This is a genomic window from Neobacillus sp. DZ-9, assembly GCF_059587065.1.
In genome coordinates this window covers 620,162-642,182 of sequence record NZ_JCAIOL010000003.1, presented here as the reverse complement: position 1 = coordinate 642,182, position 22,021 = coordinate 620,162, and the positions used below count along the sequence as shown (strand labels likewise).

The 22,021-nt window shown below is 40.4% G+C and carries 18 protein-coding genes; 15 read left to right on the top strand and 3 right to left on the bottom strand.

Annotation, left to right across the window (positions count from 1 at the left end; genetic code table 11):
- Window positions 1–46 precede the first annotated feature (46 nt).
- Entirely contained in the window at window positions 47–847 is an 801-nt protein-coding gene (locus AC59HZ_RS11475; RefSeq protein ID WP_496545921.1) for a HoxN/HupN/NixA family nickel/cobalt transporter, read from the top strand.
- Between the two features lie 126 nt (window positions 848–973).
- Here the strand turns inward: AC59HZ_RS11475 and AC59HZ_RS11470 are convergent, their stop codons facing one another.
- Window positions 974–2,476, bottom strand: a complete 1,503-nt coding sequence (locus tag AC59HZ_RS11470; RefSeq protein ID WP_496545920.1) for an MFS transporter — start codon at window positions 2,474–2,476, stop codon at window positions 974–976.
- Between the two features lie 935 nt (window positions 2,477–3,411).
- Window positions 3,412–4,173 (bottom strand): DeoR/GlpR family DNA-binding transcription regulator, encoded by a 762-nt coding sequence (locus AC59HZ_RS11465; protein WP_496545919.1) that lies wholly within the window; start codon window positions 4,171–4,173, stop codon window positions 3,412–3,414.
- Window positions 4,174–4,420: 247 nt separating this feature from the next.
- Here AC59HZ_RS11465 and AC59HZ_RS11460 point away from each other — a divergent pair, with 247 nt between their 5' ends.
- The 9 genes from AC59HZ_RS11460 to AC59HZ_RS11420 all read left to right on the top strand — a co-directional run bounded on the left by AC59HZ_RS11460 (window position 4,421) and on the right by AC59HZ_RS11420 (window position 12,895).
- Window positions 4,421–5,173, top strand: a complete 753-nt coding sequence (locus AC59HZ_RS11460) for an ABC transporter ATP-binding protein (protein ID WP_496545918.1) — start codon at window positions 4,421–4,423, stop codon at window positions 5,171–5,173.
- Complete coding sequence (locus AC59HZ_RS11455; protein ID WP_496545917.1) at window positions 5,166–6,839, top strand: ABC transporter permease subunit; 1,674 nt, start codon at window positions 5,166–5,168, stop codon at window positions 6,837–6,839. Before AC59HZ_RS11460 ends, AC59HZ_RS11455 begins: the two co-directional genes overlap by 8 nt.
- Window positions 6,839–7,828: an extracellular solute-binding protein gene (locus AC59HZ_RS11450; protein WP_496546047.1), complete on the top strand. Its 990-nt coding sequence runs from the start codon at window positions 6,839–6,841 to the stop codon at window positions 7,826–7,828. Before AC59HZ_RS11455 ends, AC59HZ_RS11450 begins: the two co-directional genes overlap by 1 nt.
- 21 nt (window positions 7,829–7,849) lie before the next feature.
- A complete protein-coding gene (gene phnW / locus AC59HZ_RS11445; protein WP_496545916.1) occupies window positions 7,850–8,944 on the top strand; it encodes a 2-aminoethylphosphonate--pyruvate transaminase in 1,095 nt (364 codons plus the stop codon).
- Window positions 8,941–9,774: a phosphonoacetaldehyde hydrolase gene (phnX, locus tag AC59HZ_RS11440; RefSeq protein ID WP_496545915.1), complete on the top strand. Its 834-nt coding sequence runs from the start codon at window positions 8,941–8,943 to the stop codon at window positions 9,772–9,774. The genes phnW and phnX overlap by 4 nt, the downstream gene beginning before the upstream one ends.
- A gap of 314 nt (window positions 9,775–10,088) precedes the next feature.
- Window positions 10,089–10,508 carry a hypothetical protein gene (locus tag AC59HZ_RS11435; protein WP_496545914.1) on the top strand — a complete coding sequence of 140 codons (420 nt, stop codon included), beginning with the start codon at window positions 10,089–10,091 and terminating at the stop codon, window positions 10,506–10,508.
- A 70-nt stretch (window positions 10,509–10,578) separates the two neighbouring features.
- Window positions 10,579–10,875, top strand: coding sequence for a hypothetical protein (locus AC59HZ_RS11430; protein WP_496545913.1), 297 nt, complete (start codon window positions 10,579–10,581; stop codon window positions 10,873–10,875).
- A 324-nt stretch (window positions 10,876–11,199) separates the two neighbouring features.
- Complete coding sequence (locus tag AC59HZ_RS11425; protein ID WP_496545912.1) at window positions 11,200–11,583, top strand: DUF1259 domain-containing protein; 384 nt, start codon at window positions 11,200–11,202, stop codon at window positions 11,581–11,583.
- A gap of 289 nt (window positions 11,584–11,872) precedes the next feature.
- A complete protein-coding gene (locus tag AC59HZ_RS11420; RefSeq protein WP_496545911.1) occupies window positions 11,873–12,895 on the top strand; it encodes a hypothetical protein in 1,023 nt (340 codons plus the stop codon).
- Between the two features lie 197 nt (window positions 12,896–13,092).
- Here AC59HZ_RS11420 and AC59HZ_RS11415 read toward each other — a convergent pair whose 3' ends face one another.
- Window positions 13,093–14,526 carry an MDR family MFS transporter gene (locus tag AC59HZ_RS11415; protein ID WP_496545910.1) on the bottom strand — a complete coding sequence of 478 codons (1,434 nt, stop codon included), beginning with the start codon at window positions 14,524–14,526 and terminating at the stop codon, window positions 13,093–13,095.
- Between the two features lie 313 nt (window positions 14,527–14,839).
- Here AC59HZ_RS11415 and AC59HZ_RS11410 point away from each other — a divergent pair, with 313 nt between their 5' ends.
- The 5 genes from AC59HZ_RS11410 (at window position 14,840) to AC59HZ_RS11390 (ending at window position 21,998) form a co-directional block, all read left to right on the top strand.
- Window positions 14,840–15,457 (top strand): TetR/AcrR family transcriptional regulator, encoded by a 618-nt coding sequence (locus AC59HZ_RS11410; protein WP_496545909.1) that lies wholly within the window; start codon window positions 14,840–14,842, stop codon window positions 15,455–15,457.
- A gap of 17 nt (window positions 15,458–15,474) precedes the next feature.
- Window positions 15,475–16,581 carry an S-methyl thiohydantoin desulfurase family protein gene (locus AC59HZ_RS11405; protein ID WP_496545908.1) on the top strand — a complete coding sequence of 369 codons (1,107 nt, stop codon included), beginning with the start codon at window positions 15,475–15,477 and terminating at the stop codon, window positions 16,579–16,581.
- A complete protein-coding gene (locus tag AC59HZ_RS11400) occupies window positions 16,578–18,146 on the top strand; it encodes a hydantoinase/oxoprolinase family protein (RefSeq protein ID WP_496545907.1) in 1,569 nt (522 codons plus the stop codon). Before AC59HZ_RS11405 ends, AC59HZ_RS11400 begins: the two co-directional genes overlap by 4 nt.
- A gap of 62 nt (window positions 18,147–18,208) precedes the next feature.
- Window positions 18,209–20,269, top strand: coding sequence for a hydantoinase/oxoprolinase family protein (locus AC59HZ_RS11395; protein WP_496545906.1), 2,061 nt, complete (start codon window positions 18,209–18,211; stop codon window positions 20,267–20,269).
- Window positions 20,250–21,998 (top strand): hydantoinase B/oxoprolinase family protein, encoded by a 1,749-nt coding sequence (locus AC59HZ_RS11390; protein ID WP_496545905.1) that lies wholly within the window; start codon window positions 20,250–20,252, stop codon window positions 21,996–21,998. Before AC59HZ_RS11395 ends, AC59HZ_RS11390 begins: the two co-directional genes overlap by 20 nt.
- The last annotated feature ends 23 nt before the right edge of the window (window positions 21,999–22,021 follow it).

Genomic DNA, 22,021 nt, shown 5'->3' with positions numbered 1-22,021 from the left:
CGAGAAGTGTTTTACGATGCCTTTTATAAAAGGGAGGAATTTTTAGATGGAAACTGTATCACTGTTTTTACTTGTTTTTGTATTGGGGCTTCGACATGGGTTGGATGCGGATCATCTTGCCTTTATTGATGGACAAACCCGTTTTAATTGGCGAATGGGCAGTTCGTTTGCACGTTGGGTAGGTACATTATTCTCATTAGGTCACGGAGGAATGGTAGCTGTAACCGCTGGTATATTAGGAATGGTGATAGGGCATTTTTCATTTCCAGCTTATTTTGATAATATTGCATCATGGGTGTCGATTATTTCTTTATTCCTTATTGGAACGCTAAATACGTATAATCTGATACGCACTAGAAACAATCACGAAGAGTTTCAACTTAGCGGACTTAAGGGAAAGTTTATTCCAAAAATTGCGAAGGGGACGACAAATCCTTTTCTTATTATTTTAGTAGGGGCTTTGTTTGCCTTGGCTGCCGAGACAGTAAGTCAAACGGCCGTCTGGTCTTTGGCGGCAGGAAATGCAGGTAAATATACTCCTTTATTTTTAGGACTAGTTTTTATGTTTGGCATGATGATTACAGATACAATTGATTCGTTGATTGTCTATAAAATGGTGAACCAGTCCAGCAAAATCGGTCAAGCTGCATCAAGACTAATGGGTTGGGTGATTGTCGTCTTGGCCTACGGGGTTTCCTTCTATCTGGCATTTACTTTCTTCAACCCTTGGGCAGAACTAGATTTCGAATTCGTGGGAGTCATTCTTTTCCTTTTCTTAGTCGCTTCATTTATCTTTATAAGCTTTTACTCTAAGAGTCAAAAACATGAAATAAATACTACGAATTAACTAAAAAAGCTCTGACAATTATATGGTGTCAGAGCTCTTTTTCCCTGATATCGCATTTATGTTCACGAGTTTTGATTGACTTTATCTAAGAAGAGCAGTGTTTAGTAATAAATTTATGCTAATATCTTATTCAGCTGACTTTGCTTTGGCACGAGAAGCATCGAGTTGCTTATTGATATCTTCGACGTCTTTATCTGAAAGAGGGTAAAGAGCCATAACAATCATCGAAACGATAGCAAGCGCTGCTGGAATCCAGATAGCTGTTATATTGATACCTGAAAGAGCACTAGCTGTTTGCTTCGCCGCATTTCCATTGAAACCGTAGGCAGCAAGGAACCAGAGCGGAACGGCACCACCAAGAGTGAAGCCGATCTTGAAGAAGAGACCCATGATAGCGTTGATGATTGCAGCGTTACGTTTTCCTGATTTCATTTCACCATAAGAGACAACTTCAGGAACGAGTGCCCACATGAAACCAGTTGCTGAAGTGAGACCCCATTGTTTGATGAAGGTTGAAACATAAGCAAGGAAGAGTGAATCGTGCATGCCATCTAACGACCATACCCAAGTAAGGATTTCACCAACGACAAACATACCAAGGAAGAAATGGAAGAATCCCTTTTTACCAAAGATTTTCTTCAATTTTGGCCAGAAGACTGGGAAAGCGATACCAGGGATGGAGGCGATGAGACCTATTGCACCCATCCAGTCTGAGTGGTTGACCGTATATTGGTTAAAGAAGCCATTCACTGTGTTCATGAAGAACATGAAGGTGAAAGCAAGCATAAAGAAGAAACCCAGAATAACAAGTGGTTTGTTGTTCTTTAATTCAATGAACAGGTCGAAAGCTTTCACTTCTGCAGATTGTTCCGCAGTTGCGACAACGCGTTCTTTTGTGAGACGGTAGCAGAAGAACAAAGCCACAGCTCCAAGTACCATGTAAACCATGTAAACCCCAAACCAAGCGTGACTTGCAGATGCATCCGTATAAGTACCCATGTTGAGCTTGAGACCAAAGAGACCTGTGTCTTTAAGTGAGCGGTCTTTTGGGGCTGCCAATTGGACAAACATTGGAAACAGTGTGTAAACCAAGAGGTTAGCAATGTTAGCCAGCATCATACGAGTAGTTGTGATTTTATCCACGGATTTAGGGTCACGTGTCAGTGAAGCATTCAACGAACCGTAAGGAATATTGACGACAGAATAAACCAAGTCGAGCAAGAAGTAAGTGATAAAGGCTATTGGCACTGAACCACGAATGGCTGGAATTGGAACAAAGAGCATCGCTGATAAGATAACAAGTGGAATACCTGCAATCAGAAGCCAAGGACGATATTTTCCGTTCTTGAACGTATGTCTATCGACGAAGGTACCAACCATCGGATCCCATAATACGTTGACGATACGGACAAACAAGAAGATGAATCCAGCTGCTGCTGTACCAATGGCATTAACAGTAGTAAGATAGAGAGCCAGAAATCCTCCGACTGTACCAAATACGAGGTTTTGGGCAAAGTCCCCAAGACCGTAACCGATACGTTCAGAAAGGCTTAGCTTATGATATTCATTTTGTTGAATGTTTTGTGTGTTTTCGTTCATTTGTTGAACTGTTGATTCCCTTAAAGCCATATCATACATCTCCTTTTCAGTTGAATTTCAAATTGATTTATCCGCTTACATTTTAGACATTGGTAAAATCGTCTATTTGAAAAAATGAGCTTCTCGATTTTTTATGGACAAAAAATTAGGGGTAACCGTTTTCAGCGATGGTAAAAAAAATAGAACCCCTTTAAGCCAACCCAGTAAAAATAGGTAAATACTTTATAAAGTGTATTGTTGCATTCATTGCCTAACTAAAAATATTCCCATATAAGGAATCTCTTATTTCTGAAAAATTATCATTTGCTCACTTAGTTTGTTTTCGTAAATAAACTAACAATATGTTTAATGCTAAATTTAAAATATCCTGAACAAAACTTAAAATCATGAACACTGTAAATATATTGCGTTTAAAGCTATTTTCACCTCTTTAACTAGTAATTTTTTAATTTGAAAACGTCGACATTTTATCGTTTAAAAATCAAAACCATTCTAAACTTAGTTTGTTGATAGGACAAACTAAGTTATGACTAAATGCTAACACATATTTTTAAAATGAACAATATATAAGTATATAAATTTTTTCGATATAATAAATAACAATCAAATAAAGGAATAGGTACTTTAATTCCTTGTGGATTCCAAGATTTTCAATTAATGAAAGATGGATTTGAGACCTCCACTTTCAGGCAAACAGTGTAAGTAATAAAGACCTTGGAGGCTACATTTAATTCTTCTACCATTCGTCCTAACGCCGGTTCTGATGGACCAGGACCCTCAGCATCAGGAATAATTTTATGAAAATTAGAAAACGGAAGTTCAATTAGAAGATTAAAATCTCTAAATGAATTTCCGTTTTTTTAATTGAAATGAAAATATAAATTTTGACTTCGAGAATTGTCCAGCTCCAGCGCCTAGCCCCTCGAGGTTTCTTGTCGGGGCTGACCAAGGCGCTTTCGCTTTTCTTAATCTGTAATGATTAAGTTGGTATTTGTCTTTTCGAATTCATTGATCCAGCTTTTATCCAGGTTACAGTCGGAAATAATGTAATCCACTTTTTCAAGCGGTGCAATACTCACGGTGACATCTTTTCCGAACTTGGTACTGTCTGCGGCAACATAGATTTCTTTCGCTAATTCAATGATTTTTTTTCTGGTGATGGCTTCCTCTAAATTATAGTCTGAAATTCCTTTTTCAATTGTGATACCGCCTGCGCAAATAAATGCTTTTACTATATTTAATTCACTAAAGTTAAAGATATAATCATAGGCCACAACGGACTGCTCGCTATGCCTTACTTTCCCGCCTATAATAATGATTTCAATATCGCTATTCAATAGTTCACTGATCACAGGAATGGAATTCGTAATCACAGTAATGTTCTTCTTATTTTTAATATAGTTTGCAATTTGAAAGGTGGTTGATCCGCTATCGATAAAAATGCAATCACCATCATTAATGAATTCACTGCATACTTGTCCGATTTTTCTTTTTTCTTCTAATTGACCTGCCATGCGATCTGACATCTCGGACTCACCAAAAGTAGTATCTACTATCTTCACTCCCCCGTAGATTTTTTTAATTTTCCCCTCCTTGGCCAGTAAGTTCAGATCCCTGCGAAGAGTTTCAATGGAAATATCGAGTTTTTCCGTAAGCTCAGATAGTTTTAGGACTTTTTTTATCTTTAACAAGTCCATTATTTTTTTTTGCCTTTCAACTGGAAGCATATCTATTCACCCATTCAAAGTTGTCATTTGTCATTGTATTACATTGAATCAATTGTATTTTACTAATTATGGTAGTTAGATTCAATGAATTTTTTGTAAAGTTTTCTATAAACTTTTTTAAATGTGGTCAAAAGTTGTTAATGAATTATATATAAAGTGTTCAAAATTTACATTAGATTTACATAAATCCATATTGGAATTTACAAACAAAATTTATACTGAATTTGTGCTTGAGGAGGTGGAAAGTTTGCTGAAACTACAAAATATTAGCAAACACTTTAATGGGAAAGTTGTATTAGAAGATATAAATCTTGACATACAAGCTGGAGAAATCGTGTCGTTACTAGGTCCAAGCGGAAGCGGGAAAACGACTCTATTAAATATCATCCTTGGATTAACACAAATGGACCAAGGAAGAATCTTCTTTGATGGAACGGATATCAGCAAGCTTCAGATGAAGAAACGCGGCTTTAATATAGTATTCCAAGATTATGCCCTCTTTCCTAACTTAAATGCGTACGAAAACATTGTGTATGGTTTAAGAAACAAGAAGGGATCGATATCGAAACAAGAGTTACAGGAATATATTGATTTCTTAGAATTAAATCCGCATTTAACAAAGAGAATTGGTGAGTTATCTGGGGGGCAAAAACAGAGGGTGGCTCTTGCTCGAACGCTGGTAATGAAGCCGAAAATATTATTATTAGATGAACCTTTAAGTGCATTGGATGGGGTGATTAAAGAGTCCATCAAGGATCGAATTAAATCGATTGCAAGGGAGTATCAACTTACGACCATTATCGTGACACATGATCCGGAAGAAGCACTGACCTTATCCGATAAAATCCTAATTATTAATCAAGGAACTATTTCTCAATTTGGAACACCGCAAGAAATCATCAGTCAGCCGAATAACGATTTTGTTGAGCAATTTATCCTTAATCAGCTGCACATCAAGAGAAACAATATCTATAAATTATTTGGTGAAAAATATGCCTAAAGTAAAACCAGAAATGCGAGCCATCCTTGTCATTATATTTTTGTTATTCACTGTCTTTCTATTATTGCCACTAGCTGTTTTATTGGTGCGTTCCTTTGAAACGAGTCATGGGTTGGGTCTGGCAAATTATCAGTCCATGTTTTCAAATAAAGACTTATTTGAAGCGATTCTAAATAGTATTCGTGTTTCAACAATGACTGCTATCATCACAACGATTTTGTCCTATACACTTGCCTATACGATCAATTGCACAAACCTTTATCGTCCAATAAAAGCTGTGATTAAAACGGGAATTCTAGTTCCGATGCTTCTGCCTACCATCACCTATGGATTTGCGATTATGTACTCTTTTGGGCAGCAAGGGTTACTGACAAAATTATTTGGAAGAACTTTATTCGAGATTTATGGATTTAACGGATTATTAATTGGTTATGTGATTTATACATTGCCTGCTTCGTACCTTCTGATGAATAATTCCTTCCAGTACATAGATAAAAAAATGACAATTGTATCTAAGTTAATGGGGGATCGGGCAATTAAAAGCTTTATCAATACATCGGTACGTCCTTTAGTAGGAACGATCGGCGGTGCCTTTGTTCTTTCCTTCATTATGAGTTTTACAGATTTCGGGATACCTGCTTCATTAGGAGGGACCTATAACGTAGTTGCCACTCAACTGTATCAAGTCATGTTAGGAGCGCTACCTAATTTTAATCATGGAGCGGTCATCGCTGTTTTGATGTTGGTACCTGCCATGATTGGGGTTATCCTATTAAACTATCTTGAAAAATTTAATTTTCATTACGACAAGATGAGCCAGATCGAGCAGATTCCGCATAAATACAGGGATATTGGAATGGGAATCGTTTCTTCACTCGTTGTATTATGCATGCTTTCCGTTTTTGCCGTGATGTTTATGGCGCCATTTGTGAACAGTTATCCTTATAATCTAACATTTACCTTTCAGCACTTTATTGATGTCTTCCAATCTAGTGATTTAACGCGGGTCTATCAAAATTCAATATGGATTGCGGTATTGACTGCGTTATTTGGAACGATCATCGCGTATGGATCAGCCATACTGAATGTCCGTTCCACCATGAAAAAACAAACGAAATTAGGGATTGATATCCTTTCGATGATTACGAACACCGTACCTGGAATGGTCTTAGGCTTATCTTATTTACTGTTTTTTAATGAAAGCAGTTTAAAAGGAACATTCACCATCATCGTTTTATGTAATATTGTTCATTTATTTACAACGCCATATTTAATGGCGAAAAACGCTCTCGCCAAAATGAACCCTGCATGGGAAACGACAGGTGAGTTGATGGGAGATAGTTGGATCAAGACGGTTTATCGCGTCATTCTCCCCAATTCGGCATCCACCGTAATGGAGATGCTGAGCTACTATTTTATTAATTCCATGGTGACAATCAGCGGGATCATCTTTTTGGTTACAGCCGAGAGCTCATTAGTCGCCAGCAAAATAAAAGATTTGCAGCATTTTCAAAAATACAATGAAATCTTTGTTTTATCTTTACTGATATTCTTTAGCAATTTATTCATCAAGCTCCTATGTGATTTTTTTCAAAAAAACAGATCCAAACATCGTGATAAACGATGGTTGAATAAAAAAATAAGTCAAAGAGAGGAAGTATTATGATGAAACATGCAAAAAAAATGTTGTTGGCCCTTTTAGCTTTAACCCTGCTATTTTCTTTAGCAGCGTGTAGTAGTAACAAAGCAAATGCTGGAGAAAAAGTTGTTATTTATACAAATGGTGACGATGCCGCGGTCCAAGCGATGGAAAAAGCCTTAAAAAATGCTGGCTATGATGGGAAATATGTTTTTCAAACGTTCGGGACTTCTGAACTCGGCGGAAAGCTGATGGCTGAAGGGGATCATATTGAGGCCAATTTAGTCACCATGAGTTCATACTTTATCGATAGTGCCCAAGCAAAAAACGACATGTTCAAAAATTTAACGTTTAAAACGAATGCAATAGAAACATACCCAGCCTATTACACACCCATTTTAGCGAATACAGGTGCGATTTTTGTCAATACGAAAGTCATGAAAGAAAAAGGCTTACCGATGCCAACTTCTATTAAAGATTTAACGAAGCCTGAATTTAAAGGCCTGGTTTCCATTCCAAATATCATGGATTCTTCCACAGGCTGGCTATTAGTTCAAGCGATCATTAGCCAATATGGAGAAGAAGAGGGCAAACAAATTCTTCATGATTTAGTTGCCAATTGCGGTCCACACCTCGAAAGTTCAGGTTCAGGTCCTATCAAGAAAGTGGAAGCAGGTGAAGTGGCAGCTGGTTTTGGGTTGCGTTATCAAGCCGTATTAGATAAGAAGTCTGGTTTACCGATTGATTATGTGGATCCAACTGAAGGTAACTTCTCTCTTACAGAATCCGTTGCTGTGGTGAAAAAAGATGATGCTGTAACGAAGCTGGCGATGAAAATGGCAGAAGTGATTATTAAAGATGCTAGAAAAGATTTAATTGCAGATTATCCAGTGGCTCTTTATCAAGGTGAAACCGTTAGTGATATTCATAAGCCAGCAAACACCAAGAAATTTGATAAACCTCTGACAGTCGACTTATTAGAGAAACACCAGCAATTTTTCAATTCAGCAAAATAGTTAAGCGGGGAGAGATGAAAAATGAATCATTATAAGCTATTAACACCTGGACCATTGACAACCACCAGAACGGTTAAAGAGGAAATGCTCTTTGACCGTTGTACATGGGATCAGGATTATAAACAAATTACACAAAAGATTCGAGCACAGCTTCTTGAGTTGGCCTTTGCGACGGAACAGGAATATACAACTGTCCTCATGCAGGGAAGCGGCACATTCGCTGTTGAATCGGTGATGACTACTGCTATTTCAGCTAAGGATAAAGTTCTCATTATAACGAACGGTGCCTATGGTGAGCGAATTGTAAAAATGGCCCAATATATTGGACTGAATTATTTGGAATATCGTGTGGATTATAATCAATACCCAAATGAAGATGAATTACGAAAGATTTTAGATAAAGATCCACAGATTACCCATATGGTGATGGTTCATTGTGAAACCACAACAGGAATTCTTAATCCGCTCGACATGATCTCCAGACTTTCGAAGGAATATGGAAAAACCGTAATTATTGATGCGATGAGCAGTTTTGGCGGCATGGAAATCAATGTACCCGCTCTTGGGATTGACTATTTAATCAGCAGTGCTAATAAATGCATTCAAGGGGTTCCGGGGTTCGGATTTGTGATCGCCAAGATTGATAAGCTCTTAGCCTGTGAAGGAAATTCACACAGCTTGTCATTAGATTTATATGCTCAATGGAAGGAAATGGATAAAGAAGGGAAGTGGCGCTATACATCCCCAACACATGTTGTGGCTGCCTTTTCGAAAGCGATTGATGAGTTAATGGAAGAAGGCGGCATTTCCGCAAGATTTGCACGTTATCAAAATAATAATCGTCTTTTAAGAGAGAGACTTGAAAAAATAGGTTTCCATACTTATATCTCATCCGAACAGCAATCACCGATTATTTCAACGTTTCTTTTTCCGAATGAACAGTTCAGCTTTGCTGACTTCTATTCCTATGTGAAAGAGAAAGGATATGTCATTTATCCAGGGAAGCTAACAGAAAGAGACACTTTCCGAATCGGAAATATTGGCGAAATCTATGAAGAAGACATTCAAGAGTTATGTACTATTATCGAAGAATATATGGGAGTGGTGGCGAAATGAACAAAATAGAAGGAGTAATCTTTGATTGGGCAGGTACAACCGTTGATTTTGGATGTTTTGCACCAGTCCGTGTATTCGTTGATATTTTTAAAGATGCCGGCATTTATGTGACCATGGAAGAAGCAAGAGCTCCGATGGGAATGTTAAAAATCGACCATATTCGGGCGATGTTGTCTATGTCCAGAATATCAGAATTATGGGAAGAGAAGTATGGAAGACCCTTTAATGAACAAGATGTGGAAAACTTGTATGAAAAATTTGAACCTGCCCTTTTGGCTTCCTTAGCCGAATATACGGACCTCATTCCGGAGATCATCGAGACCGTTCAAGAATTAAGGAAACAGGGATTAAAGATTGGGTCCACTACAGGTTATACCGATAAAATGATGGATATAGTCGTTCCGAATGCGAAGAAAAAAGGCTATAGTCCAGATTTTTATCTTACACCCGATGCAACGAATTCGGTTGGAAGACCTTATCCTTACATGATTTATCGTAATATGGAACAATTAAAATTATCGGCATCCTGGAAGGTAGTAAAGGTAGGCGATACCATTTCAGATATTCAAGAAGGGAATCATGCTGGAGTATGGTCCGTTGGTGTCATTATTGGAAGCTCTGAAATGGGATTAAGTTTAGATGAATTTAATGCGCTATCTTTATCTGATAGGGAAAGGGCCATCACTAAAACAGAACATTCCTTTATGAAAAATGGGGCCGATTTTACAATCAGGTCCATGGGTGAGCTGCCAGCGTTAATTAATGAGATTAATGAACGGATCTCAGAAGAAGAAAGACCAAATGCAAGAGCATTATCGCTTAAGGCGTGAGGGTGTTATCAATTTTAGCCAGCAGCGTAAAGAGTGGATGAATCAGCTGTCTACGGAAAGTATGGACCAAATCCAAAATATATAAAAGAATGGCCCAGTTTGAACTGGGCCATTCTTTTATATATTTAAGGCTGCTTCACTAATTCTTTTCATTCTTGCTTTAGAAGACTAGTTTTTCCCTCAGAAGGGAAGTGATGAAAGTCGCTCTTTTTTTCTTTTCAATTATAATCTATAGTATATATTGATAATGGTTCTCAATTGCTGCCGGAACTAATAAAGTGCGATGACAAGTCCTATATAAAGGGAGTATTTCAATGTTAAAAAATAGCTATGAAGTTTCAATAAAAACTCTCACTGATTATCATTTGGAATCATTTATTAGTTGTCCTTACAGATTTTATAATCAATATATTTTAAATGAACCTAACCTCCCAATTCATTGGAGACAAGTGGTTCAGAAGGTAATTAATAAAATTGTAAAGGATTATTTTCATCTTTCAATTAAAGAGCAAAATAATGTGGGTTTATTAAAGTTAATAGAACAAAATTGGAGAGCCATTAATGTAAATATCTTTGAAAATAAAATTCAATATTATACTGTCTTATCAAAAATAACCGACCATTTACTCAGATTATTATCATCCAAAGAGACGGTAACCCCTCCATTATTCCTTTACGAAAAAGTACATACATATATTACGGAATTTAGAATCAGCAATATCTATAACATTTGAAGTAGGAGAATGGTCAAAAGATACTTTTATTTTAAAAAAATATCTCCTCGACTGTGATGAAAGTTTGATCATGCTCTATCAATATTTATCCACTGTTTTTTCATATAAAGCATTTGGTGTTCTTCCCGAAAGAATTGAGATGATAAGCCTTTTAGAAGGAAAAAAGTACATTTTCTATCCGACTGAACAAGAAATTTCTAGAGGGTTGAATTATCTTGGATTTATTAAGGATTGGATTAAAAAGCCTAGCCGATATAAAAAGATGAACTCATTTACTCAATGTGTGAAGTGTCCCTTAAATAAACAATGTGAAGTAGAAGTTATTGAAGAAGATGACACTTTTTTTGATTTTCCTAAATTGCATTAAGGAAATTTGATGAAAGGGGATTGTAAAAGTGTTAGTTTGTAAATACCATGTTAAGAAGGCTCTCAACAGGCTTGATATTCCTCATGTTGTTAAGGTTGATAATTTCAAAGGCAACTGTTCTTTTTGCAAAAAAGAAGCAAATTTTAAAATCTTTTACTCAATACCTTTCTTAAAAACATTTAATAAAAAAAATCAAGAACTTGTTAGTAAATAATATTCGTTAGTTTAAAATCGTAATTTTTTATTTCGAAATAAGATACATGTCCGTTTCAGAACTGTTCATTTATTCATACCCTAGTAATACTAGGGGGGAGATGAATAGCTATGTCTAATGATGAATTAATTTGTCAAGAGTTTGCAAGAATTATCGGAGGGCAAGAGGGTTTTGCTGGTGGAAAATGCGTAGCAACCATAAATCGTAATGAAATAAAAGCCATTATTTTAGGAAAACGTTTCAGAGTAACCTCTTCTTTCTCATTCGAATCAAGAGATAATCAGACTGGACGAGCATTGTGCTTAGGTAGGGTTGCACTTTTGCAAGTTGAAGTCGAGAATTTTATTGCTTCAATTCTTAAACAAGGAATATTAGTTTCATCCATACACAATGAGTGGCTTTTTGATGATCCGAAATTGATTTACGTTAATATTGAAGATGTTGATGATCCATTAGTTTTTGCAAGGAAGGTTAGAAAAGCGTTAAGTAGCTAAAAGTCTAATAAGAGCTGAAGATCGATGAATTGATTTTCAGCTCTTTTTCTTATTAGCTAACGAAGCAGAAAGTTTTAGGATTATTTTTGAAATTGATGAAACTTTATTCAGAATAATTCTTTTTAGAAATGGTGAAATAGCCCTCTCCGTTTTGTAAGTGAAGTCATATTGTTTTTATATATCCATGAATACCTAAGCCTAGGACAATCGCTGAACATAAAATAAATTTGGGGCCGTTATAATCAGGATAATAAAAAAATAAATAACCTTTGTGAGGGGAATGCAGCAAATGGAAGAACAAAATCAATACCGTGAAGATTTGCTGGAAGGGTGTAATAACATTTATTCTTACTGGAATAGTATGAGGCCAAGGTTTTCAAAACTTGTTGATATAATGATTTTAGAGGAATGGGAAGGATATTGCCGTCAATTAAAAGAGAAATTACTGGCGGATTTAAAAGTGGAAGTCGAGAACAATCAGTCAGCTGAAAGGCTATATCAACAGTGGGAACAGCTTTTCAAAGAATCGAATGCATATCAAGAAGAGATTGTAGACAATTCTGATAAACGTTTGGAATTGGAAGAGCAAAAACAATCCCAGGAAGAAGGATCTTGGGAAATAGAAGGTATTCAAGTGGAGATTGAGGATGAATCAGATAAATGGATGGATTTAGAGGAACAAAAGCAATACCGGGAAGAATTGCTGAATTGGTGTAATAATATTTACTCTAATTGGGAAAGTATGAGACCAAGATTTTCAAAACTTTTTGATATAAAAAGCTTAGAGGAATGGGAAGAATCCTACCGCCATTTAAAAGAGAAATTACAGGCAGATATAAAAGTGGACTCCGATGACTATCAGACAGCTGAAAGGCTATATGAACAGTGGGAACTGCTATTCAAAGAATCGAATGCTTATCAAGAAGAGATTGAAGTCGAGTCTGATCAACGTTTGGAATTGGAAGAGCCAATACAAATCCATGAAGATTTTTTGGAAACGGAAGCTTTACAAGAGGAGATTGAGGTTAAATTAGATAAATGGTTGGATGTAGAGGAACAAAAGCAATACCATGAATATTTGCTGGAATGGTGTAATAACATGTTTTCTAATTGGGAAAGTATGAGACCTAGGTTTTCAAAACTTATTGATACAAAAAGTTTAGTGGAATGGGAACAATCCTGCCGCCATTTAAAAGAGAAATTACAGGAAGATTCAAAAGTGGACTTCGATGACTATCAGACAGCCGAAAGACTACATGAACAGTGGGAACAGCTATACAAAGGATCATATTCTTATAAAGCAATGCTTTGAGTTTAATCTGCTGTAAGATTAATATATTCATCTCTTATTAATGGAACGGCATATCACATTTATTATAGACAAACGTGTATTTTTTATAAAATGGTCGAGAACACTTGTGACTGCCGTCATGAGTGTTCTCGACCATTATTTTGTTTCTAATATTGTACTAAAGCAAACGGGCCCGTTGCGGGCTCCCTTTGAAAACATTAATGCATCGGATTCATTTCCGCATGCTTGACGATAACGCGGCGAATAAAGAAGGCTAGAACAAGACTAATCAGCGTCACGATCATGGCAAACAAGAATACGTTCTGTGAGCCGAGCGTCATCGCATTAGCCATCTCGGTCGGTTTGGTTGGAGCAGGGGATTCGTGCATATACTTGTTCATGCCGCTCGTGAGGATGATGATAGCAATCGTTGTTCCGATCGCACCCGCAACCTGCTGCAACGTGTTCATGACTGCCGTACCGTGTGGGTAAAGCTCCGGCGGAAGCTGGTTCAGACCGTTCGTCTGCGCGGGCATCCAGACCATGGAGATACCAATCATTAGTCCGATATGCAAGGCGACGATAAATGCAATCGAAGATGAGGACGATATGCTGGAAAGACACCACAACATAATCGCCACGACGGCTAGGCCGGAAATAACAAGCCACTTTGGCCCATATTTGTCGAACAAACGCCCCATGCGCGGCGAAAGGATTCCGTTCAGCGCGCTGCCTGGCAACAGCATAAGTCCAGTGGTGAAAGCGGATAGTTTCATACCGTTTTGAAGAAACATTGGCAGAATAATCATACTGGACAAGATAATCATCATACAAGCCAGAACCATAAGCAGCCCCACGTTATACATTGGGTATTTAAAGACGCCAAGGTCCATCATCGGCTCACGCATAAACACCTGCCTAAGTATGAACAGCACAAGTGCAACCAGCCCGATGACGATGGAAAAGAGAACGGCCGGACTGGTCCAACTTTCTACTCCTTCGCCCGCCTTGCTGAAGCCAAAAACAACGCCGCCGAAGCCAATCGTTGATAATACAACAGATAGTAGATCGATGCGAGGCTTAGTGACTTCCGTAACATTTTCCAAATACTTCAGCCCTACCAACAGCCCTATTACTAAAAACGGCAGCGAGAGCCAGAAGATGTAGTGCCATGTAAAATATTCAATTAGAAGACCAGCCACTGTCGGACCAGTGGCTGGTGCGAACATAATTACAAGTCCGACGAAACCCATCGCCGCCCCGCGCTTCTCTGGTGGATATACGACGAGAATGGTATTGAACATGAGTGGAATCAGCAGGCCCATGCCAGCCGCCTGAAGAACGCGAGCGACCATAAGCATTTCGAAATTGAACGCGAGCGCCGCAATCAATGTGCCTGCGATCGAGCTTACTAACGAACCTATAAACAATTGTCTTGTCGTAAACCATTGCAGAAGGAGCCCAGTCATCGGCATCAAAATGCCGAGAGTAAGCAGAAACCCCGTTGTCAACCATTGTGCCGTAGCGGCTGAAATTTGGAACACGACCATTAAATTACTAATCGCAATGTTGAGAGCTGTTTCACTGAACATGCCAACGAAACCGCAGATGAGCAGCGACGCCATAATGGCACGCGTATTGTATTGCTTCATTTTCGGATTTCACTTCCCTCTGATATCTATTTTCCATTCCTATAAGTCTGTTATCTGTTAAATTTTATTGTCCACAATAATCTAAGTCAATTTATGTGCACTGTAAGGGATCAGTCTCAACTTGTACTAAGGATTTCATATGATATTAATGTTGCCAAAAAGCATAAAATAATCTTCTATTTAAAAGAAACCGAAGGAAAATTCCTTCAGCTTCTTTGTTTTATATTTTTTAAAATAGTCTGAAAAAATAATTGATTTTGAATATTAAATTAACTATAATAATCCCTAACTAATGCTCGTTAGGTGGTGAAGTATGAATAAAGAAAAGATTAAAGAGGTGGCCTTAAGGCTGTTTGCCAACAAGGGTTATGAACAAACCTCGTTATCAATGATTACAGCGGAGGTTGGGATTAAAACTCCATCTTTTTATGCTTTCTATAAAAGCAAAGAAGAATTATTCCTTACGATTGTCGAGGAAGTATTTGCTCATTATACCGAGCATATTTCCCATGTTTTTAAAAGCGTCAGCCATGAAGCCACAGAGAGAAGACTGTTTAAGATTCTTGAAGAAATGTACAAGTTTCATCAAATGGAAGTTGAAGAAACGGATTTCTATCGCAGATTTATGATGTTTGCCCCCGAGGGATTACATGAAAGGTTCCAAGAAGAATTTATTGAATCTGACAAGCTTCTTTCAAATATGCTTGGAGAGATTTTCCAAGGCGCGATCGACAAAGGGGAAGTCAGGAAGATAGAGTTAGAGGATTTAGTCGCAAGCTTTCTTTGCCTAATGGACGGGCTGTTTACACAATTATTTTACTATGACAGGGTACCAGAGAAGCTAGAACACCGACTGAAGCTCAACTGGAATGTCTATTGGTCAGGAATAAAAGCTGAAAAAGCTGCAAATCCATATTCTTTTAAATTTTAACTACAAGGAGGTAGACAATGAGATATTTAGGGATTAAGGAGATTGAAAACATTGCCATCGGGGCTGCAATTTTAGGAACCGGCGGCGGTGGAGACCCCTATATTGGCAAAATGATGGCCATTGAGGCGGTTAAAAGATATGGAGAAGTAAAGCTCATCACAGTGGATGAATTAAGCGATGAAGATTTAGTAGTTCCGGTTTCCTCCATCGGGGCGCCGACGGTCGGTGTTGAAAAAATCCCATCTGAGCGGGAGCTAACTGCACCGCTTGAACATCTTGAAAAAATACTTGGCAAAAAAGCAACCGCTGTAATGCCGATTGAAATTGGCGGAAGCAATTCGCTCATCCCTGTTGCAGCGGCCGCTAAAAAAGGGATTCCGTTACTGGATGCGGATGCGATGGGCCGTGCTTTTCCGGAATCACAAATGGTCACGTACCATTTGGACGGCCTTCAGCCCGGAACAGTGACCATGGCAGATGAAAAAGGAAATGTTGCTGTATTTTACCCAATCAACGGAAATTGGTCCGAGCGCCTTGCACGTGCGGTGACTATTCAAATGGGTGGTACTGCGAAAATGTGCGACTATGCGCTCGAAGGTAAGTATGTCAAACAAAGTGCCATTCCGAACACACTGACACTGGCGGAAGAAGTTGGAGCCATTATCAGCGGCTCTAAAGAAAAGGGTTTGAACCCAGTTAGTGAACTTTTGGAAAAAATGAACGGATATCAGCTTTTCTGTGGAAAAGCCGTTGATATCCGCCGAAAAATCCAAGACGGATTTACACGCGGGGAAGCTCTTTTTGAAGGCATCAAAGAGGATAAGGATAATAGTTTTAGACTCTTTTTCCAAAATGAACACCTGCTGGCGATTAATGAAGAAACGAAAGAACCGCTCGCCATTACCCCTGACTTAATTGCTGTCCTAGACCTTGAAACCGGCGCGCCGATTACGACAGAAGGATTGAAATATGGAACTCGTGTAGTGGTAACGGCGTTTCCATGTGATAAAAAGTGGAGAACGGCAAAGGGAATCGAAACGGCTGGCCCAGGTTATTTCGGCTATCCGTCCGAGTATCAGCCGGTGGAAGAATTGGCAGTGAAAAGGGGGTGTGCAATTAGATGAGCTATCGAATTGGAATAGATGTTGGCGGAACGAACACGGATGCCGTCTTGCTGGATAGAGACTTGCACGTTGTATCTAAAGTAAAGGAGGCAACGACAAAAGATATCAGCACGAGCATTAACCATGCGGTGCAATCACTCATAAAGCGAAGTGGAGTCAAGCCGGAAAGTATCAGTCATGCCATGCTGGGAACGACCCACTGTACCAATTCTATCGTAGAAAGAAAAAATTTAATGAAGGTAGGCGTGATCAGGCTGGGTGCTCCCGCTACCGACACTGTGCCTCCACTGGCATCTTGGCCTGAGGACATGATGGAGCACATTGGTCGTTATACAAGAATCGTTCGTGGCGGCTATGAATATGACGGACGTACCATTTCCAACATCAATGAGGAGGAAATTCGTGAAGTCTGCCGCTCCTTCAAAGGGCATGTGAACTCAGTGGCTATCATCGGTGTGTTTTCCCCAGTGAATCAGGACCAAGAAAAACGGGTGAAGGAAATAGTTAGAGAAGAGTTGGGCCCGGATACATATATCTCGATGTCTAATGAGATTGGCAGCATTGGGCTGCTCGAAAGGGAAAATGCAACGATTTTAAATGCAGCCTTAAAGGATACCGTCCGCAATGTGGCAAACGGTTTTAAAGAAGCCCTTGAAAAAGAAGGAATTCAAGCGAAAATTTATTTTTGCCAAAATGACGGAACGCTGATGTCTAACCAATACGCGTTGGAATATCCAATTCTCACGATTGCAAGCGGACCCACCAATTCCATTAGAGGAGCTGCCCATCTGACAGGCATGAAAGACGCCATCGTAGTGGACATTGGCGGCACCACAACTGATATTGGTGTGTTAGTCAATGGTTTTCCAAGGCAGTCTTCGTTAGCGGTGGATATTGGCGGAATCCGGACGAACTTCCGTATGCCGGACTTGTTATCCTTTGGACTCGGCGGTGGAACGATCGTCCGTCAAGATCATGAACATATTACCATCGGACCTGATAGCGTCGGCTATCAATTAAAAGAGAAAGCGTTAATTTTTGGAGGAGATATCTTAACCTCCACGGATATTGCTGTTAAACTAGGAAACTACAATTTTGAAGGTGCACAGACCGAAAGAATCGACCAGGAACTGGCTGAAAAGGTATCGCAGCTGATGATGGAAATGATTGAAGAGGGAATCGACCGGATGAAGACATCAAACCAGGATGTGCCGGTTATCCTTGTGGGCGGAGGCAGTATTCTTGTTTCTTCCACATTAAAAGGAGTCTCCGAACTACATCGCCCAGAAAATTACGATGCAGCGAATGCCATCGGAGCAGCGCTCGGTGAAGTAAGCGGTGAGACCGACAAAATCTATTCATTGGAGAAAATGTCTTACGAAGAAGTCATCGAAGATGCCAAGCAAAATGCCATTCAGGGTGCCGTTGCTGCGGGCGCTGCTAAAGAGACTGTGAAGATTGTACAGATGGAAGATGTACCGCTGGCCTACCTGCCGGGGAATTCCATCCATGTAAAAGTAAAAGTCGCTGGGACACTTGCTGGAACACCGAGTTTCTCATACTAAAAAACGTCCAGATTGATAGTTTTACAGTTTTTACAATCCCTTGGAAATTGGAAGTGAGATAAATGAGAGCAGCTACCGATGTCGGCGGAACGTTTACCGATTTGGTCTATGTGACGGATGAAGGTGAAATTGGCTACTCCAAGGCACATACGACACCTCCCCATTTCGAAATCGGGGTCTTAGATGTCTTGAATCAAGGCGGCATTTCCTATCAAGAGATCGAAACGTTCCTGCATGGAACAACGGTCATTATTAATGCATTAACCGAGCGCAAAGGAGTAAAGACCGGGTTAATTACCACAAAGGGATTCCGCGATGTCCTCGAGATCGCCCGCGGGAACCGGCCGGATTTATTCAATATGCGCTACCAAAAACCGAAGCCGATTATCCCTCGCTACTTAAGGAGAGAGGCGGAGGAACGCATCAATTATAAGGGGGAGATATTAGTTCCCCTACAGAAGAGCCAAATACACAAAATTATAGAAGATTTTAAAAAGGAACATGTTGAATCGATTGCTATTGCATTTTTGCATTCATACCGGAATCCGGCCCACGAAATGGAAGCCGTCAAATGGATTCAGCAATTATGGCCAGACGTTTCCATTACCTCTTCCCATGAATTAATCAAAGAATGGAGGGAATATGAGCGGACCAATACGGCGGCCATGAATTCCTATATCAAACCGATTGCCACATCTTATATTGACCGGCTGGAATCTAAGCTCCTGGAACGTGGCGCAAATGGTCAAAAATATATCATGCAGTCCAATGGCGGGACGACAACCTTCTCCCAAGCGAAAACCGCCCCGATTAACATGGTGGAATCGGGTCCAGTGGCCGGTGTGTTTGGTACAGCGATTTTAGGTAAAATCCTAGGTGAAGAGAATCTGATTGCCTTTGATGTCGGCGGCACTACCGCGAAATGCTCGTTAATTGAAAAGGGCCAGGTCAAAATCACAACGGACTATTTTATTGAAAAAACGGAAAAAACAGCTGGATATCCATTGAAAATTCCTGTTGTTGATATTGTGGAAATTGGCAACGGCGGCGGCTCGATTGCCTGGATTGAAGACTCCGGTGCTTTAAGGGTAGGGCCCCAGTCGGCCGGAGCCGTTCCGGGACCTGTCTGTTATGGAAAAGGCGGAGAAAAGCCGACGATCACGGATGCCAATCTAGTGACCGGGCGTCTTTCGGCAGCCAATTTTGAAAACGAAGTGGATTTGAATAATGTCAAAGAAGCGATTTTTCAACAAATTGCCAAGCCCTATAGATTAACGGTTGAAGACGCGGCGCTTGGAATTATCCGCCTCGCTAACTCCAACATGATGAATGCCTTAAAGCTTATTTCGGTAAGAAGAGGGCATGACCCGCGGGACTTTACCATGGTAGCGTTTGGAGGCGGCGGCCCGCTTCATGCCACTTGGCTAGCAAAAGAGTTGGGTATCAAAAAGGTGATTGTCCCGGTTGCGTCGGCTGTATTCTCGGCCTGGGGAATGCTGATGACCGATCTTCGACAGGATTTTATCCAAACATCCATCCAAAAATTAACTAGAGCCAGTTTCGAAAAGCTTAACGAGGAATGGGAAACACTCGAAAGCCAAGCACTAGAGCAATTTTTGCAGGAAGGTGTCATCGAGGGGGACATCGTGTTCTCAAGATATGCCGACCTTCGCTATGCCGGTCAGGAACACACTGTAAAGGTTCTGGTTCCAGGCGGCAAATGGGATGAAGCAGTGATTCGAGAGGTTATCGCAGCCTTCCATGTACAGCATGAAAAAACGTATACCTTCAAATTAGACAGCGGGGTCGAATTGGTAAACTTGCATCTTACGGGGTTTGGCCGCACCCAAAAACCAACGCTAAAAAAGTTGGACCCTTTACTGTACACGAAGTCACATCCGGCAGAATCAAGAAAGGTCTACTTCGAAGAGGGAGGCTGGCTCCTGACGGATGTTTATAAACGTGACACGTTAGGTCCTGAATCGAAAGTTAAAGGACCAGCTGTCGTAGAAGACAAGATGTCGTCAGTCGTTGTGTATCCGTCGCAGGTATTAAAGGTCGATTCGTATGGGAATTTAATTGTCTGGACAGGGGGAGCAGCAGATGATTCAGAAAACGATTGACCCTTTCACACTGGAGATTATTAAGGATTCTTTGGCATCCATTAGTGAGGAAATGTTTCTGACGCTCGGAAAGACATCGATGAGTCCCATCATCTATGAGGTGCTGGATTATGCAACAGGCATCACGGACCCTGAAGGGAACTTATTGACACAAGGCAATGGTGTCGCCGGCTTTATTGGAATGATTAGTTCTATGGTGAAGGAAACCCTTGAAAAATATCACCACAATATTCGTCCGGGGGATGTTTTTATCATCAACAATCCTTACAAGGGCGGCGGCTCCCATTTATCTGATGTTGGGCTCGTTACCCCAATCTTTTTTGAAAATGAACTGGTTGCTTTTTCCGCAAGTAAAGCCCATTGGACCGAGGTGGGCGGTAAGGACCCTGGTTCCTTTACAAACGATGCCACGGAAATCTATCAGGAGGGCTTGCAATTTCCATGTATCAGGCTGTTTGATCAAGGGAAGCTCAATGAACCGTTACTCGAAATGATTAAGGCCAATGTCCGATATCCTGACCTTTCAGTAAGCGACATGTGGGCGGAGATTGCCGCCATCCGGATTGGGGAGAAGCGGTATCAGGAGGTATGCCAAAAGTATGGGAAAGAAACGGTGCAGCGTGCGGCCCAATATTTGCTCGATCAGGGAGAACGAGTATCGAGGAAGCTAATCCAAGACCTTCCGGGCGGCGAGTACTTTGCGGAGGATTACGTTGACGCAGATGGATTGGGAAACGGTCCATTTAGGGTCCAAGTGAAGGTGACAATTACGGATGATGAGTTTATTTGTGATTTCAGGGGCAGTCATCCGCAGGTTCCGGGCCCGGTCAATTGCTCCTACACGACGCTGGTTTCCGATGTTCGCACGGTTTTTCTGGCGATTACCAATGACGATCACCACATCAATGATGGGGTATTCCGACCGCTGAAGGTCATTACCGATCCGGGATCAATTTTTTCCTGCGAACGGCCTGCTCCGATGTCCATCTATTGGGAAAGCGGTGCAGTTGGCGGCGAGCTTGTTTGGAAGGCACTTGCACCGATTTTACCGGAAAAGCTTGGGGCTGGGCATTTCCTATCCGTTTGTTCCGTTTCACTTGCCGGGAAGCACCCGGATACTGAGGAACCATTCTTGATTGTGGAGCCGTCTGTCGGTGGCTGGGGAGCGAGCAGCACTGAAGATGGTGTGAGTGCTCAATTCTGCATTGGCGACGGAGAAACGTATAATGTACCGGTTGAGATTGCCGAATCCAGATATGGCGTGCTAGTCGAGGAATATTCTTTAAATCAGGATGGCACCGGGTTTGGCGAATATGCTGGCGGTTCCGGAGTGACCCGGTCCTACAAAGCTTTAACAGATGGTCAGAACATAACTGTCACTTTTGGACGACACCTGCATAGACCATGGGGATTGAATGGCGGTCAGGAAGGGTCCAATAATCGGTTTTATGTTGTCAAGCAGTCGGGTGCACAGGAAGGCCCCTTTGGATTTTATGCCCGTTATCCGCTGGACAAAGGGGATGTGGTCAAACTTGTCACCGGTACCGGCGGAGGCTGCGGCGATCCGTTGAAACGGGATATTGAGAAGGTACTCTACGATGTCCGGAATCAATATTTAACCATCGATCAAGCAGAGGAAGTTTACGGAGTTGTGATTGATGAGGAGACGTTAACCATTAAGAGCATTAAGCCCTTACGAAAAACTCTTTTCAGACAGGAAGACCAATAGATAATTAAATATTAAATTATCAC

Bases quoted from the DNA above. Each gene is read 5' to 3' on its own strand.
- AC59HZ_RS11415 (WP_496545910.1), bottom strand. From the start codon at position 14,526: ATGAAGCAATACAATACGCGTGCCATTATGGCGTCGCTGCTCATCTGC.
- AC59HZ_RS11465 (WP_496545919.1), bottom strand. From the start codon at position 4,173: ATGCTTCCAGTTGAAAGGCAAAAAAAAATAATGGACTTGTTAAAGATA.
- AC59HZ_RS11430 (WP_496545913.1), top strand. From the start codon at position 10,579: ATGCTCTATCAATATTTATCCACTGTTTTTTCATATAAAGCATTTGGT.
- AC59HZ_RS11470 (WP_496545920.1), bottom strand. From the start codon at position 2,476: ATGGCTTTAAGGGAATCAACAGTTCAACAAATGAACGAAAACACACAA.
- AC59HZ_RS11395 (WP_496545906.1), top strand. From the start codon at position 18,209: ATGAGAGCAGCTACCGATGTCGGCGGAACGTTTACCGATTTGGTCTAT.
- AC59HZ_RS11435 (WP_496545914.1), top strand. From the start codon at position 10,089: ATGTTAAAAAATAGCTATGAAGTTTCAATAAAAACTCTCACTGATTAT.
- AC59HZ_RS11405 (WP_496545908.1), top strand. From the start codon at position 15,475: ATGAGATATTTAGGGATTAAGGAGATTGAAAACATTGCCATCGGGGCT.
- AC59HZ_RS11450 (WP_496546047.1), top strand. From the start codon at position 6,839: ATGAAACATGCAAAAAAAATGTTGTTGGCCCTTTTAGCTTTAACCCTG.
- AC59HZ_RS11400 (WP_496545907.1), top strand. From the start codon at position 16,578: ATGAGCTATCGAATTGGAATAGATGTTGGCGGAACGAACACGGATGCC.
- phnW (WP_496545916.1), top strand. From the start codon at position 7,850: ATGAATCATTATAAGCTATTAACACCTGGACCATTGACAACCACCAGA.
- AC59HZ_RS11420 (WP_496545911.1), top strand. From the start codon at position 11,873: ATGGAAGAACAAAATCAATACCGTGAAGATTTGCTGGAAGGGTGTAAT.
- AC59HZ_RS11455 (WP_496545917.1), top strand. From the start codon at position 5,166: ATGCCTAAAGTAAAACCAGAAATGCGAGCCATCCTTGTCATTATATTT.
- phnX (WP_496545915.1), top strand. From the start codon at position 8,941: ATGAACAAAATAGAAGGAGTAATCTTTGATTGGGCAGGTACAACCGTT.
- AC59HZ_RS11410 (WP_496545909.1), top strand. From the start codon at position 14,840: ATGAATAAAGAAAAGATTAAAGAGGTGGCCTTAAGGCTGTTTGCCAAC.
- AC59HZ_RS11425 (WP_496545912.1), top strand. From the start codon at position 11,200: ATGTCTAATGATGAATTAATTTGTCAAGAGTTTGCAAGAATTATCGGA.
- AC59HZ_RS11475 (WP_496545921.1), top strand. From the start codon at position 47: ATGGAAACTGTATCACTGTTTTTACTTGTTTTTGTATTGGGGCTTCGA.
- AC59HZ_RS11390 (WP_496545905.1), top strand. From the start codon at position 20,250: ATGATTCAGAAAACGATTGACCCTTTCACACTGGAGATTATTAAGGAT.